The sequence below is a fragment of the Nocardia sp. XZ_19_369 genome (genome assembly GCF_015355715.1).
Taxonomy (GTDB): Bacteria; Actinomycetota; Actinomycetes; order Mycobacteriales; family Mycobacteriaceae; genus Nocardia.
Genome location: NZ_JACVED010000001.1, coordinates 166534 through 180285, shown reverse-complemented (window position 1 = coordinate 180285; position 13752 = coordinate 166534). Strand labels below are relative to the sequence as shown.

Sequence of the window (13752 nt, the reverse complement as noted above, 5' to 3'; positions counted from 1 at the left end):
ATGATCATCGATCCCAGTGGCCGCGGGCCGAGCCCGCGGCAGCTGTCCCTCGCGGGCATCGCGCTCACGGCGGTGGTGCTGCTGTTGCTGTACCTGGTCGGACTGCGCTACACCGGCCGCTTCGAGGACAACGTCGGCGTGGTCGCCGTGCTCACCAGCACCGGTGACGGGTTGCCCGAGAACGCCGACGTGAAGTTTCGCGGCATGATCGTCGGCTCGGTGGCCGACGTGCAGGTCGTCGCGAAGGGCGAACGGCAGCGCGCCGAGCTGAACCTGAAACCCGCTGTGGCAGCGCTGATCCCGGCTGCCGTCACGGCCAGGGTGATCCCCAACAACATCTTCGGCGTGACGGCGATCGAGCTCGTCGACAACGGGCCGACCCGGGAGACGTTGCGTGCGGGGGCGGAGATTCCCGAGGACACCAGCGAGGGCACCGTCCAATTGCAGACCACGCTCAGCGTGCTGCGCGACGTGCTCGATCACATCCAGCCGGAGAAGCTGGGCCGGGTGCTCGCCACGCTCGCCGACGCCCTCGACCCGGCCGCCCGGGTACCGGGCTCCACCATCGAGCGGCTCGACACCTGGCTCACCCAGGTGCATGCCATCCCCGGGATCGGCAACCTGCTCGGTGATCTCGGCCGGGCCGCGACCGCGCTGAGCACGTCCGCGCCCGAGCTGGTCGGTGTGCTGTCGGAGTCGGTGACCACCGCGCGCACCCTCACGGAGCGGCGGGACAAGCTCGTCGCGCTGCTCACCAACGCCAACGGGGCGGTCGATTCGGTGAATTCGCTGTTCGCGCGGAACCCCGATGCGGGCAAGGAGGTGGTCTCCGGTGTCGGCGAGCTGTTCGGCAGCCTGGCCGAGGATCCGGATGCCCTGCAGCAGACGGCGGCCAATCTCAATGTGTCCCTGCAGAAATTGCGCTCGGTGTTCGGTTTCGGGCCGAGTCGCCAGATGATCTGGAAGATGGACGTGTCCTTCACGCCGTTTCAGCAGTACACGGCCGCGGATTGCCCGCGGTACGGCAGCATGGCCGGGCCACGCTGCGGCGGTGCCTCGGTACCGGAAGTCGCGCCGCCACAGGAGTTTCCGGAACAGCTGAAACCGCGGTGGTTGGATGCCGCGGGCCCTGCGCCGGTGGTGCTCGAGCTGCCGAGCATTCCAGGTATTCCGATGATTCCCGGGCTCACGGCACCGGCCGCGGCGAAGGATCCGGCACCGAATACCGCAGGGCCCAACGGTTTACGGGGCCCGGACGCCGTCGCGGCGATTGTCGGCGGCAAGCCGACCGCGGCGCAGTATCTGCTGCTGTCGCCGTTGCTGGCGGGCGGCTCGGTCACCCCGGCGGACAAGGGCGGTAGCTGATCATGAAATCAGGTAAGGCCCTGGCCGGCTTCAGCCTGTTCGCCGTGGTCGCGATCGTGCTGACCTACACGATCTGGTCCACCCTGCAACGCTCGGTCCCCGGCGACACCGAGTCCTACTCCGCGACGTTCTCCGATGTGCTCGGCCTGCGGGTCGGCGACGACATCCGGATGGCGGGGGTGCGGGTCGGCCGGGTGGACGAGATCGACTTCGACGGCGACTACCGGGCCCGCATCGAGTTCCGGATCCAGCGCAGGCAGCGGCTGACCACCACCACCAAGGCCATGGTGCGCTACCAGAACCTGATCGGACAGCGCTACATCGCGCTGGTGCCCGGCGCGGGCGACGGGCAGCCGCTGGCGGCGGGTGCGGCGATACCGCTCGAGCGCACCGAGCCGTCGTTCGATGTGTCCGCGTTGCTGTCCGGGTTCGAGCCGTTGTTCAGTGTGCTGCAACCGGATCAGATCAATTCGCTGTCGGAGACGCTGATCCAGGCCTTGCAGGGCAACAATGTGTCGCTGAGCGCGTTGATCACCCAGGCCGCCGAGCTGGCGGGCACCTTCGGGCAGCGGGACCAGATTCTCGGCGACGTGATCGGCAACCTGAGCAGTGTCATCGCCGGTCTCGCCCATCGCAGCGGCGAACTGGAAACGCTGATCACCCAGGCGCGTTCGCTGGTCGAGTCGCTCTACGCGCAAGGTGAGTCGTTGAAGGGGTCGGTCGATCAGGTGGCCACCTCGACCGACTCGGTGGCGCGGCTGATCGCTCAGGTGAAGCCGAATATCGCTCGGGCGCAAAATGATGCGACGACCGGTGTTGCACTGCTGCTGCTCAACGGCGCCTCGCTGGACCAGGCCGCCGTCGAGCTGCCGAGCCTGCTCAACGGCATCGCCAGGTTCACCAGCTATGGCGCCTACGGCAATGCCTACATCTGCCGTCTCGATGTCTCGCTGTGGGGTGTACTGCTGCCGCCGGGGCTCTTCTCTCAGGTCGGCGGCGATTCGCAATCGGAGGTGTGCCGATGATGACACGAGCGCGATCGCTGATCGGGCGCGTCCGGCTGCCGCGGAACCGGCTGCTGTGGCTCGGGCTGCTCGCGGCGGGTTCGGTGGTGCTGCTGCTGGTCGGCTCCAGCGTGCTGTCCCAGGCCCGGTTGGGGGACAAGACCATTCAGGCGGAGTTCGCCCAGGCGGCGGGGCTGCGGGCGGGTGCGTCGGTGGATGTGTCCGGCATCGAGGTCGGCTCGGTGCGCGCGGTACAGCTCGACGGCGCGAAAGTGCTGGTCGACCTGAGGGTGCGCCGGGATCTGCGGCTCGGCCCGGACGCGCACGCGGCCATCAAGATGACGACGATCCTCGGCAAGCTGCACGTCGAGCTGGTGCCCGGCAATGGAAAAGGGTTGCCGGGCAACCGGATAGCGCTGGCGAACACGTCGGTGCCGTACAACCTCAGCAAGGTCATCCGTGATCCGGTGTACAAGTCGTCGTTCGAGCGGATCGAGCGGATCGATCCGGCCAAGCTGCGTCAGTCGCTGGATCTGCTCACCAGGCAGATGGGTGACTCGCCGCAGCTCACCGTCGAGGCGTTGAACAGCATCGGCGCGCTGGCCAAGGTGATCAACGACCGCCGCGACGAGGTCGACGTGCTGCTGAAGAGCATGGATCAGGTGTCGCAGCTGGTGTCGGACAACCGCAACAGCGTGCTGCTGCTGCTCACCCGCGGCGAGGCCATCGGCAACGCCGTCGCGGTGCGGCAGAACATGCTGAAGTCGTTGCTGGACAACGTCGCCGAGCTCTCCCGGTTGCTGCAGGAGATGGGCCTGGAGAACAACGATCAACTCGGGCCGATGATCCAGAGCCTGAACACCATGTCCGAGGGCCTGGAGAAGAACCGGGAAAACCTCGACTCGCTCTACGAGATCATGCCGGTTGCCTTGCGGCAGTTCAACAATGCGCTCGGCAACGGACCCTACGGCGACGTGTGGGCGCCGTGGATTTTCCCGGACAACTGGTTGTGTTTCGCCGGTGCGGTACAGGGGTGCAACTGATGAAGATAGGTACTTTCCGCAAAACCGCCGTGTTGTGCTGGGTCGCCGCAGTGGCATCCGGGTGCTCGCTGCTGCCGGACAGCCTGAGCGGCCTGCCGGACCAGTATCTCGGTGAACGTCTGCGGATCAGCGCCGATTTCGAGAACGTCGCCGGCCTGTACGCGGGCAACGACGTCGCGATCCTCGGGGTCCCGGTGGGCCGGGTCGACACGGTGACGGCCAGGGGCAGCTACGTCGAGGTGACCATGTCCATCGACAAGGACGTCAAGGTGCCCGCCGACGCGATCGCGGCGCTGGTGTCACCGCAGCTGATCACCAACCGGCACGTCGAACTCGCGCCCGCCTACGAGGGCACCGGCCCGGTGCTGGCCGACGGTGCGCACATCCCGCTCGAGCACACGCGCACCCCGGTGGAACTCGATCGGATCCTGGAGAATTTCGACCAATTGGGGCAAGCGCTCAAGGGCGACAACGAGTCCGGGCCGATGGCGAGCCGGGTGCTCTTCCCGCTGCTCGACGGCAACGGCGACAAGCTCCGCGAGACGCTCGACGCGATGTCCTCGGCGTTCGAGGTGAGCCTGGCCAACGGAGATCAGATCTCCAACACCATCGTGAAACTCAATGAGATCACCCAGATCATCGCCGAGAACGACCAGACGGTGCGGGATTTCAGCGGCAGGCTCACCGAGATGGTGCAGCTGATGGGCGAGCAGGCGCCGGGCTTGCAGGCGGTGCTGACCCAGCTCAACGACTTCGTCACCAACACCTCGACCGTGGTCGGCACCAACCGCGAGCAATTGCTCGGCGCGCTCAACCGATTCACCGCCCTCACCGGGCAGATGCGGGCCAACGCGCGGGCGGTCACCGAGATCGCCGACGTGACACCGCTGTTCTTCCAGAACCTCGCCAACGCGACCAGCCGTGAACATCAGGCGCTGCGCCTGCACGGCCTGCTGGACAAGGCGGTGCTCGACGGCGAGGCCCTGTCGGTGTTCTGCGAACGGGTGCAGATGCGCCTGGATGGTTGCCGGACCGGCAAGATCCAGGATTTCGGCCCGGACTTCGGGCTCACCGCCGCGCTGCTCGGACTGACCAAATGAGGGCGCGGGGACTGACTACGCTGTGCGTCGCGATGGTGATCGGCGCGACCTCGGGCTGCGCGGTGACGGTGGACAACGTGCCGCTGCCGAAACCGGGCATCGGCGGCCCCGGCTACACCCTGCACGCGGTGTTCCGGGACGCGCTGAACCTGCCCGCCAACGCGCACGTGAAGATCGGCGGCTCCGATATCGGCATGGTGTCCGCGATCAGCACCACCGACTTCCTCGCCGACGTGGAAATGCAGATCCGCCAAGACATTCAGCTGCCTCGGGGGACCACCGCCGAGCTGCGCCAGGCCACCCCGCTCGGCGACATGTTCGTCGCGATGACGCTGCCCGCCAAGCAGGACGGCGCCGAGCTGCTGCGCCCCGGGGACACCATCGCCCCGGAGCACACCGCGACCGGTGCCTCGGTGGAGCAGCTGATGATGTCGGTCTCGTTGCTGCTCAACGGCGGCGGCCTCAACCAGGCGGCCCGGATCACCGCCGAGATGAACTCCATGTTCGGCGGGCGTGCCCCGGAGCTGTCGCATCTGATCACCGAGATGACCGATGTGCTCACCGCACTCAATCGGCGCACCGCCGACATCGACGGCGTACTGACCGGGCTGAATACGCTCACCGGTGAATTGGCCAGGCGCAAAGCCGAATTGGGCGCCGCCGCGGACACCTTCCCGCCGCTGATCGGGCTCGTCGCCGAAAACAACAGGGCCATCGCCGATCTCATCGCGAAGGTCTCGGTGACCATGGCCGCGCTCGGCGACTTCACCGACACCACCGGCCCGGACTTCCTCAGCTTGTTCGACAGCATCCAGCGGCTGATGTCCGGCTTCACCAAGATGGGTGACGATCTGGCGGGCGCCCTCGACGGGCTGCACGCCATCTACCCGTCGATCTCGGCCAGCCTGGACGGCCCGGTGCTCGCGGTCGCGGCCACCGTCTCCTATCTCAGCGTCGGTGCGCTGACCGACCCGAAGGGCAGCAGGCCACCCGAGATCGGCGACGTGCCCGCGTTCATCGGCAGCCTGGCGCAGGTCATCGAGAAGGTCATCGGCCGGCTGCAAGGCGGTGGCCGATGAATCCGCCGCTGAGCTCACCCACCCCGCCGGCTTCGCCGGCTGCCATCCCCCTGTGGCAATGGCTGGTCCGGCACCGGGTCGCGGCGGCCAATATCGGCCTGATCGTGGTGCTCGTGCTCGGCGCGTCCTATCTGGGTGTCTATGTGCTGCGGATCAATCCGCTGCCGAGCACGTATATGGTGCGGGTCGAGTTGCAGAGCTCCGGCGGCCTCGCACCGAACAACGACGTCACCTTCCGCGGTACCCGTGTCGGCCGGGTCGAGGATGTCCGCATCTCCGGCGACGGCGTCGCCGCGATCGCCGAAATCGACAAGACCGCGCGGATTCCGGTGGGCGGCACCGTCGCCGTCGGCAGGCTCTCCGCGGCGGGCGAGCAGTATCTCGACTTCCGGCCGGACGCGGACAGCGGGCCCTATCTGGCCGACGGCTTCGTGATCGAGCGCGCCAGGACGACGGCGCCGGTGACGATGCAGTCGGTGTTCGGCAGCATGAGCGCGCTGATCGGCGGGATGAATCCCGGACGGCTCAACGTGATCGTGGACGAACTGGACAAGGCGCTGGCCGGTGGCCCGGATCGGCTGCGCAACATGATCTCCGGTATCAGCCGGGCCATGGCCGGATTGACCGACCTACTGCCGCAGACCAGGCAACTCATCGAGAACCTCCAGGTGATCGCCGACACGACCAGCCACGCGCAACCCGACCTGACCACCTTGACCACCGGCTCCAGCGCGCTGTTCCAGCAGTTGACCGCCGCGGATCAGGAAGTGCGCAAGTTCCTCGACCTCGGGCCCGGTCAGCTGGCCACCCTCGGCGGCATCGTGCGCGACACCGAGGATCCGATGACCAACCTGGTCACCAACTTCGTCGCGATCACCAAGGCCGCCAAGCTGCGGGCCCCTGCCATCGCGGCGCTGTTCCCGGCGCTGCGCACGGGTTCGGAGGCGATCGGCATTCCGGCCCATGACAACGCGTACCACACCCTGGTCGACCCGTGGCCGCGGCCGAGCTGCGACTACGACACCGTGCCCGTGGTGCCGACCACGAAAACCGTCGACACCAGGGTCCGGCTCTACAACTACTGCGTCACGAGCAATCCGGCACTGCAGGTGCGTGGTTCGGCGAACGCGCCGCGACCGAACGTGCCGGACAACGGTTCCGGGCCGCCGCCCGGCGTCACCGGCAATGAGCTGTCCCGACCGGCACCTGGTAGATAGAGGAGCGCACCATGACCGACAACGAACTCCCCGAGGATTCCGCTGCATCGAGTGATGTTGTGGCAGAGAAGGACTCGGATCAGACGGCGTCTGCCGGCCGGTTCGAGCGGTTCCGGCCAGGCCGAGTGGGAAGGCTCGTGCTCGGTGTGGCGGGTGCCGTATTGCTCTGCGCCGCAGTCGCTTCGAGCGTTATTTTTTACGTGCAGAACAAGGGCAACAAAGCCACCCTTGCCGCCAACGCGGACGCGCGCACCGCCGCCTGCGCCTACGCGCCGATCCTGGCCGACTACGACGCGAAGAAGCTCGACGCCTACTTCGCCGCCGTGCTCGACGGTGCGACCGGCGACTGGAAGAAGCAATTCGACAGCACCAGTACGGAATTGCGCGAGGTGCTCACCCAGGGCGAGGTGGTGTCGAAGGTCAACGACGTCCAGTGCGCGATCAAGACCGGTGACGAGCACTCCGCCGAGGCCATCGTGGTGATCGGGCAGACCATCACCAGCATGGGCACCCAGGGCAAGCCCGCCCCCGGCCAGCTGTCCATGGTGATGCGCCTGGAGAAGGTCGACGGCCGCTGGCTGGTGAACAGGGTGAATTCGCCGCTGGCCCCGCCGCAGCAGCCGTAACTACTCGGCGTCGCGTCCGAACAGCACGACCCGCATCAGGTGGACCACCCGTTGCCGCGAGCACGCCGGATCCGTCGAGCCGAAGCGCTGGCCCAGATCGACCACCAGCGCCAAGGCCGCGTGGACCAGCAGTCTCGCGTCGGCGGCGGCGAGTTCGGGGCGCACGCCGACGAGCAGCTTGGCCCACTCTTCGACGTTGAGCCGCTGGATGTTTCGCAGGGCCGTCCGAGCGTCGGCAGGCACGTTACTGATCTCGGCGTAGTAGACGAAGGTCAGCTCGCGTTCGGCGAACGAGCCCGCCACATACAGCTCGATCAGCGTCGTCAGGGCCTGCTCGGGGCCGTCCGCGGCGGCGACCGCAGGGCCGATCGCGGCCGAGACCCGGTCTGCCGCACGGCGGAACGCGGCCGCCAGGATGTCGCCTTTACTGCGATAGAAGCGGTACACCGCGGAGGAGGCGGGCAGCCCGGCCGCGGTGGCGATGTCCTCGACGCTGACATTCGGATAGCCGCGTTCGTGGAACAACTCGATCGCGCGCGCGAGCAGCAACTCGTGCTTGAAGGTCAGCGGAATCTCGGTCACCGCAAGGGGTTCGGGATGTTGCGCCGGTGCGGGCAGCACGCACTCGGCGGCGTCGCGGCAGGCGGCGCCGAGCAGTGCGGTCAACGCGCGCATCGGGATCGACACGTGGTGGTCGCCGATGCTGCTGAGCACGCTCAGTATCGCGGCCGACAGCACGGCGCGGTCCGCCTTGTCCAGCTCCGGACGGGCCTCGCCCAGCAGCGACATGAGCACCGAATGCACCGTCGCCAGCTGGTCGTCCAGGATCGCGGCGTCGGCGTCCTCGAGATAGCGGCGCTGCCAGCGCAGCAGCGCGGCGCTGCGGCGATTGGCGATCGAGGACGCGATGAGGGCGTCGATGACGCGCCCGAGCCGTACGTCGGCGGGCAGCCCGCGCGCCGAGTCGGGCAGGCGCACCGCCGCCTCGCTGAGCGCACCGAGCCGCAGGGCCTCTTCGCGGAACAGCGCGTACTTGCTGGGATAGTGGCGATACAGCGCGGCCGAGCTGATATCGAGCCGGGACGCGATGTCCTCCATGCTCACACCGTGGTAGCCGAGCGACCCGAACGCCTCCGCGGAGGCCGCCGCGATCTGGGCCCGTCGATCCCGCGGCCGCCGGCGGACCACGCGCGGCGCTGTCCCGTCGGACACCTTGTCCGCTGCGCGGCCTTCCTGGGCACCCATGCGGCGATGGTAGCCCAATCGGACGCTCGGTACAGGGGCCTTTGCACGCCCGAACTCAAACTGAATGGTAGATCACAAGAGAAGCCAGATAGGGGAACCTACCTGTAACTCTTCGACCGCACGTATCTGGAATGTCGCGTAACATAAGCGACCGGTTGGTACCTCCGGCGAGCCGGTCTGCTCAGGCCGCGGCGGGACGCCCGAAAAGGACCAGTTGCATCAGCAATCGCACTCGTCCCTGCGCCGCCATCGGCTGATTGTCGAACGCGCGGCCGAGGTCGACCACCAGCGCGAACGCGGCGTGGATGAGGAACCGTGCCTCGGCAGGCGAGAGTTCCGGGCGCACCTCGCGCAGCAGTCGTGCCCACTCTTCGACGCTGAGCCGCTGGATGTTTCGCAGCACCGCGCGTTCCTCCGCCGGAACATGCTGGAACTCGGTGAAATACACGTAGGTCAGCGCGCGCTCGGCAAACGACCCCGCGACATACTGGTCGATCAGCGTCGTCAGGGCGCCCTCCGGGCTCGCCGCACTCGCCACCGCCGGGCCGACCGCGCCCGAAACCCGTTCCGCGGCACGGCGAAAGGCCGCAGCGAGCAGGTCGCTCTTGCCGCGATAGAACCGGTACACCGCCGAGGCCGCGGAAAGCCCGGCGGCGGTGGCGATGTCCTCCACGCTGACATTCGGATAACCGCGCTCATGGAACAGCTCCACCGCTTTACGCAGCAGCAGTTCATGTTTGAACGAATCCGGGATCTCGACCACCTGCAACGGCTCGGCCGGTTGCTCTGCGGGCAACTGTGCGCCGACGATCGGCTGGCATGCCGAACCGAGCAGCCGCGCAAGGGATTTCGCAGGCAGCGTGGCGTGGTGGTCGGCGATGCTGGTGATCGTACTCAGCAAGGCCATCCGCAGTACCCGGGTGTCGTCCTCGGTCAGTTCCGGGCTCAGCTCGGCGAGCTGGCTGCCGAGCGCACCGAGCACGGTGAGCTGCTGGTCGTCCAGCGTCGTCACATCGTCGGGCTCGAGGTAACGGCCCTCCCAGCGCACCAGGGTGATGGTCGGCCGATTCTCGATGGTGACGGTGATGAGCGCGTCGAGCACGTGCCGTAACCGCTGGTCGGGCGACCACGCCGCGGCTTCGGCGGGCAGCTCGACCGCCTCGGTCATCGCCCGGCCCACCCGCAGCAATTCCTCGCGGAACAGCGCGTACTTGCTCGGATAATGCCGATACAGCGCGGCGGAGCTGATGCCGAGGCCGGAGGCGATGTCCTCCATGCTCACGCCGTGATAGCCGAGCGCGCCGAACGCGGCGGCCGAGGCCGCGGCGATCTGGGCCCGTCGATTCTTCGGCCTGCGCCGGACCTCGCGGGGTGCCGAGTCGCCGGTGCTCGCCTTCCGCGCCGTACGGCGATTGTCGACACTCATGCGGACATCGTACTGATCAGGGCTGGTGAGACGGGCTACGGCTCGGCGCGGGCGCCCGCCGAACCGCCCGGGTGCCCCAGGTCACGCCGAATAAGCGCACTACCTGCCGGAAAGCGGCGCGAGTCCGCGCGACCTGTAGGCGTGAGTCGTCAATGTGATCGCTGCCACAACTGTTCAGCAACCATGCAGTGTCGAGTGCGCAGATCCCCTCAGGCCCGTGGCGTGATGACCAGGCGCGCCTTGCCGCGCGGGACCGTGGTGATGTTGCGGGTCTTCCCGCGTTCGGGTTCCGTGCCCTCGGGCAGCGAAAGCGAATGCCGCACAAGGATTTCCCGCAGCACCGCGGTGCTCTCCATCAGCGAGAAACCCGCACCGATGCAGCGCCGGACCCCGCCACCGAACGGGAACCAGGTGTTCGGCGCCACCTCACCGGCGAGGAAACGCTCCGGCCGGAAGACGGCGAGGTCGGGGTAGCTGTCGGGATTGCGGTGGGCGAGCAGGATCGAGGTGTTCACCACCGTGCCCGCGGGCAGTCGCCTGCCGCCGATCGTCATATCCCTGGTCAGTTTTCGGTTGGTTCCGTTGATGACGACGTGCAGCCGCATCGCCTCCTTCATGACGGCTTCCAGATATTTGTCGTCGTCGTTGCGCGCGGCGGTGTAAGCCAACTCTTGGATGTCCGGACGGGTCGCGAGCTCGTACAGCGCCCAGGACAGCGCCGACGCGGTCGTCTCGTGCCCGGCCAGCAGCAGGGTGATGAGCTGATCGCGCAGTTCGGCGTCGGTGAGCGGCGGGTCGTGGTCGTCGCCGGTGCCCGCCTGCAGCAGCCGGGACAGCACATCGGTGCGCTCGGCCAGATCCGGTGCGCGCCGCCGGGCCGCGATCTCGGCGTAGAGCAGGGCGTCGACCGCGCGCAGGTTGTCGGCGAACCGCTTCCACGGTCCGAGCCGGGCGAGCAGGTTCGCCTTGAAGCCGAGGAACACCAGCGGATTCAGGTTCACGATCTGCTTCAGTCGCGGCCCGAGTTCGGCGCGGGTGTGTTCATCGGTGACCCCGAAAACCACCTGCACGATCACCTCGAGGGTGAGCGCGTTCATTCGGTCGAGCGTGATCAGCGTGGCACCCGGTGTCCAGCGGGCGATCTCGGCGACGGCGATGTCGGCGACCAGGTCGCGGTAGGCGCGCAGCGCCGAGCCGTTGAAGGCGGGCATCAGCAGCCGCCTGGCGCGCGCGTGTTCGTCCTCGTCGGTGAGCAGCAGGGAGTGGCTGCCCATCACGTGGCCGAGGATCTGGTTGCCCTCGCCCGCGTGCAGGTCGTGCGGGTTGCCCGCGAAGATCTCCTTGATGTGCTCCGGGCGGGAGAACACCACGGCATGGTCGGCGAACGGCGGGATCCGCAGCGTGAAGACGTCACCGTACCGGCGCGCCAAGGCGGGCACGAACCGCTGCCGATCGACCTGGAACAGGATGCTCTGCACGATGCCGGGCAGTCGCGACCCCGGTGGATAGGCGGCGATCTCGTCGCGCGCTCGGACGTCCTGTGCGGCCACAATGCCACCTCCGCCGGGGTAAGGGACGAGCCTGTCCTGCACCACGCTAGGAGATGCGCGGGCAGGGGTCTATGAAACAGTTCGTATTCACCCGTAACGGCACGGAATACACGTGGCCCGGCGCTAGCTTCCGGCGTTCGGGCGGACCGCCGCGTACCAATCCAGCAGGTCCGGGTTGTCGACGGCACTGCGTTCGACGACGCGGGTGGCGTCGGCACCTTGGAAGAGCTTCTTGATCGGCACCTCGAGCTTCTTGCCGGTCCGGGTGTGCGGAATGCCGGGGGCGACCAGGATTTCGTCGGGCACGTGGCGCGGGGAGACCTCGGTGCGGATGGTGGTGTTGATGCGGGTCTTCAGGTCGTCGGTGAGTTCGGCGCCGGGCGCGAGCACGACGAACAGCGGCATCCAGTAGCCGCCGTCCGGCTGTTCGGCGCCGATGACCAGCGCCTCGGCGATCTCGGGGAGGCGCTCGACGGACTGGTAGATGTCGGCGCTGCCCATCCGGATGCCGTGGCGGTTGAGGGTGGAGTCGGAGCGGCCGTGCACGACGATGGAGTTGCGGTCGGTGATGGTGATCCAGTCGCCGTGCCGCCACACGCCGGGGTACATGTCGAAATAGGCGTCGTGGTAACGCTTTCCGTCGGCGTCGTGCCAGAACCGCACCGGCATGGACGGCATCGGCTTAGTGATGACCAGCTCGCCGACCTCGCCGCGGACCGGCTGGCCGGTGCCGTCGAAGGCCTCGATCGCGGCGCCGAGGAAGCGCGCGGAGAGCTCGCCGGGCCAGGCAGGCACCGTGCGCACGCCACCGAGGAAGGCCGACACCACGTCGGTGCCGCCGCTGATCGAGTTGACCTGGACGTGGTCACCGGTGTTCTCGCCCAGCCAGAGTGCCGAGGAGGTGGGCAGCGACGCGCCGGTGATGCCGACCGCGCGCAGTGCGGACAGGTCGTGCTGGGTGCGCGGTACGGCGCCCGCCTTGATGCAGGCGAGCACGTAGCCGGGGCTGGTGCCGAGCATGGTCGTGCGGGTCTCGGCGGCGATGCGCCACAACGCATCCGGCGCCGGATAGGTGGGGCTGCCGTCGTAACAGACGACCGTCGCGCCGACCAGCAGGCCGGAGATCTGGAAGTTCCACATCATCCAGCTCGGGCTGGTGTACCAGAAGAAGGTGTCGTCCTGGCCGATATCGGTTTGCAGGGCAACGGCTTTGAGATGCTCCAGCAGTACTCCGCCGTGCCCGTGCACGATGCCCTTCGGCAGCCCGGTGGTGCCGGAGGAGAACACGATCCACAGTGGATGGTCGAAATCGACCGTCTCCGTCTGGATCACGGCGGGCGCGGCCTCGTCGCTGGCGATCGCGTCTCGCCACGGCGTCGCATCCGCAACGTCGAGCCCCAGCTGAGACACGGCGATCGTGCCGCGCAGGGTGCCGAGACCGGCTTGCAGCGCGGCGATGTCGGCGCGCTTGTCGTGGGCCTTGCCGCCGAACCGGTAGCCGTCCACGGTGATCAGCACGCTGGGTTCGAGCTGGCCGAGCCGATCCAGCGCGGCCTTGGGCGAGTAGTCCTGGCCGCAGGCGGTCCACACCGCGCCGATGCTCGCGGTCGCCAGGAAAGCGATGACGGTCTCCGGGATATTGGGCAGGTAGCCCGCCACCCGATCGCCCGGTTGCACCCCCAGGTCCCGCAGGGTCCGGGCCAAGGCCGCCGTGTGGTCGATCAACTCGACCCAGGACACCTCGCGCCGTTCCGCGTCCTCACCGATGGCGACGATCGCGGGACGGTCGGTGCGGAACTGGCGAACCACCTGATCGACGTAGTTCAGCCGCGTGCCGGGAAACCATTGCGCACCCGGCATTTCCGCGTCGGCCAGCACCTCGCCGGCGATATCGCCGAGCTCGAAGTAGTCCCACACCGCGTGCCAGAATTCGGCGATCTCCTCGACGGACCACTGCCACAGTGCGTGGTAGTCGGGCACGGCGCGGCCGGTGCGTGCCGTGACGAACCGAGCGAAGTCGGTAATCCTGGCGTCGGCGATATCCTGCTCGGTCGGCACCCACTGTGGTTGCACCGCAATCCTCCTGGCTTTCGAACT

11 protein-coding genes are annotated in these 13752 nt (G+C 67.8%); 7 read left to right on the top strand and 4 right to left on the bottom strand.

The window, feature by feature from the left end:
- The 7 genes from IBX18_RS00670 to IBX18_RS00640 are packed head-to-tail and all read left to right on the top strand — an operon-like array spanning position 1 to position 7434.
- Positions 1-1365 (top strand): MlaD family protein, encoded by a 1365-nt coding sequence (locus IBX18_RS00670; RefSeq protein ID WP_194831887.1) that lies wholly within the window; start codon positions 1-3, stop codon positions 1363-1365.
- 2 nt (positions 1366-1367) lie between these two features.
- Positions 1368-2390 carry an MCE family protein gene (locus tag IBX18_RS00665; RefSeq protein WP_194831886.1) on the top strand — a complete coding sequence of 341 codons (1023 nt, stop codon included), beginning with the start codon at positions 1368-1370 and terminating at the stop codon, positions 2388-2390.
- Positions 2387-3412, top strand: a complete 1026-nt coding sequence (locus IBX18_RS00660) for an MCE family protein (protein WP_373889156.1) — start codon at positions 2387-2389, stop codon at positions 3410-3412. Before IBX18_RS00665 ends, IBX18_RS00660 begins: the two co-directional genes overlap by 4 nt.
- Entirely contained in the window at positions 3412-4512 is a 1101-nt protein-coding gene (locus IBX18_RS00655; RefSeq protein ID WP_194831885.1) for an MCE family protein, read from the top strand. The genes IBX18_RS00660 and IBX18_RS00655 overlap by 1 nt, the downstream gene beginning before the upstream one ends.
- A complete protein-coding gene (locus IBX18_RS00650) occupies positions 4509-5591 on the top strand; it encodes an MCE family protein (protein WP_194831884.1) in 1083 nt (360 codons plus the stop codon). Before IBX18_RS00655 ends, IBX18_RS00650 begins: the two co-directional genes overlap by 4 nt.
- Positions 5588-6808 (top strand): MCE family protein, encoded by a 1221-nt coding sequence (locus tag IBX18_RS00645; RefSeq protein ID WP_194831883.1) that lies wholly within the window; start codon positions 5588-5590, stop codon positions 6806-6808. Before IBX18_RS00650 ends, IBX18_RS00645 begins: the two co-directional genes overlap by 4 nt.
- An 11-nt stretch (positions 6809-6819) precedes the next feature.
- Positions 6820-7434, top strand: a complete 615-nt coding sequence (locus IBX18_RS00640; RefSeq protein ID WP_194831882.1) for a hypothetical protein — start codon at positions 6820-6822, stop codon at positions 7432-7434.
- Here IBX18_RS00640 and IBX18_RS00635 read toward each other — a convergent pair whose 3' ends face one another.
- The 4 genes from IBX18_RS00635 to IBX18_RS00620 all read right to left on the bottom strand — a co-directional run bounded on the left by IBX18_RS00635 (position 7435) and on the right by IBX18_RS00620 (position 13728).
- Entirely contained in the window at positions 7435-8679 is a 1245-nt protein-coding gene (locus IBX18_RS00635) for a TetR/AcrR family transcriptional regulator (RefSeq protein WP_194831881.1), read from the bottom strand.
- A gap of 181 nt (positions 8680-8860) precedes the next feature.
- Positions 8861-10105 carry a TetR/AcrR family transcriptional regulator gene (locus IBX18_RS00630; protein WP_194831880.1) on the bottom strand — a complete coding sequence of 415 codons (1245 nt, stop codon included), beginning with the start codon at positions 10103-10105 and terminating at the stop codon, positions 8861-8863.
- 209 nt (positions 10106-10314) lie between these two features.
- On the bottom strand, positions 10315-11655 hold the full coding sequence (locus IBX18_RS00625) for a cytochrome P450 (RefSeq protein ID WP_194831879.1): 1341 nt from the start codon (positions 11653-11655) through the stop codon (positions 10315-10317).
- A 123-nt stretch (positions 11656-11778) separates the two neighbouring features.
- Complete coding sequence (locus tag IBX18_RS00620) at positions 11779-13728, bottom strand: acetoacetate--CoA ligase (protein WP_194831878.1); 1950 nt, start codon at positions 13726-13728, stop codon at positions 11779-11781.
- Between the last annotated feature and the right edge of the window lie 24 nt (positions 13729-13752).

Excerpts from the sequence above, each read along its gene's own strand:
- IBX18_RS00670 (WP_194831887.1), top strand. The coding sequence starts at position 1 with ATGATCATCGATCCCAGTGGCCGCGGGCCGAGCCCGCGGCAGCTGTCC.
- IBX18_RS00665 (WP_194831886.1), top strand. The coding sequence starts at position 1,368 with ATGAAATCAGGTAAGGCCCTGGCCGGCTTCAGCCTGTTCGCCGTGGTC.
- IBX18_RS00660 (WP_373889156.1), top strand. The coding sequence starts at position 2,387 with ATGATGACACGAGCGCGATCGCTGATCGGGCGCGTCCGGCTGCCGCGG.
- IBX18_RS00655 (WP_194831885.1), top strand. The coding sequence starts at position 3,412 with ATGAAGATAGGTACTTTCCGCAAAACCGCCGTGTTGTGCTGGGTCGCC.
- IBX18_RS00650 (WP_194831884.1), top strand. The coding sequence starts at position 4,509 with ATGAGGGCGCGGGGACTGACTACGCTGTGCGTCGCGATGGTGATCGGC.
- IBX18_RS00645 (WP_194831883.1), top strand. The coding sequence starts at position 5,588 with ATGAATCCGCCGCTGAGCTCACCCACCCCGCCGGCTTCGCCGGCTGCC.
- IBX18_RS00640 (WP_194831882.1), top strand. The coding sequence starts at position 6,820 with ATGACCGACAACGAACTCCCCGAGGATTCCGCTGCATCGAGTGATGTT.
- IBX18_RS00635 (WP_194831881.1), bottom strand. The coding sequence starts at position 8,679 with ATGGGTGCCCAGGAAGGCCGCGCAGCGGACAAGGTGTCCGACGGGACA.
- IBX18_RS00630 (WP_194831880.1), bottom strand. The coding sequence starts at position 10,105 with ATGAGTGTCGACAATCGCCGTACGGCGCGGAAGGCGAGCACCGGCGAC.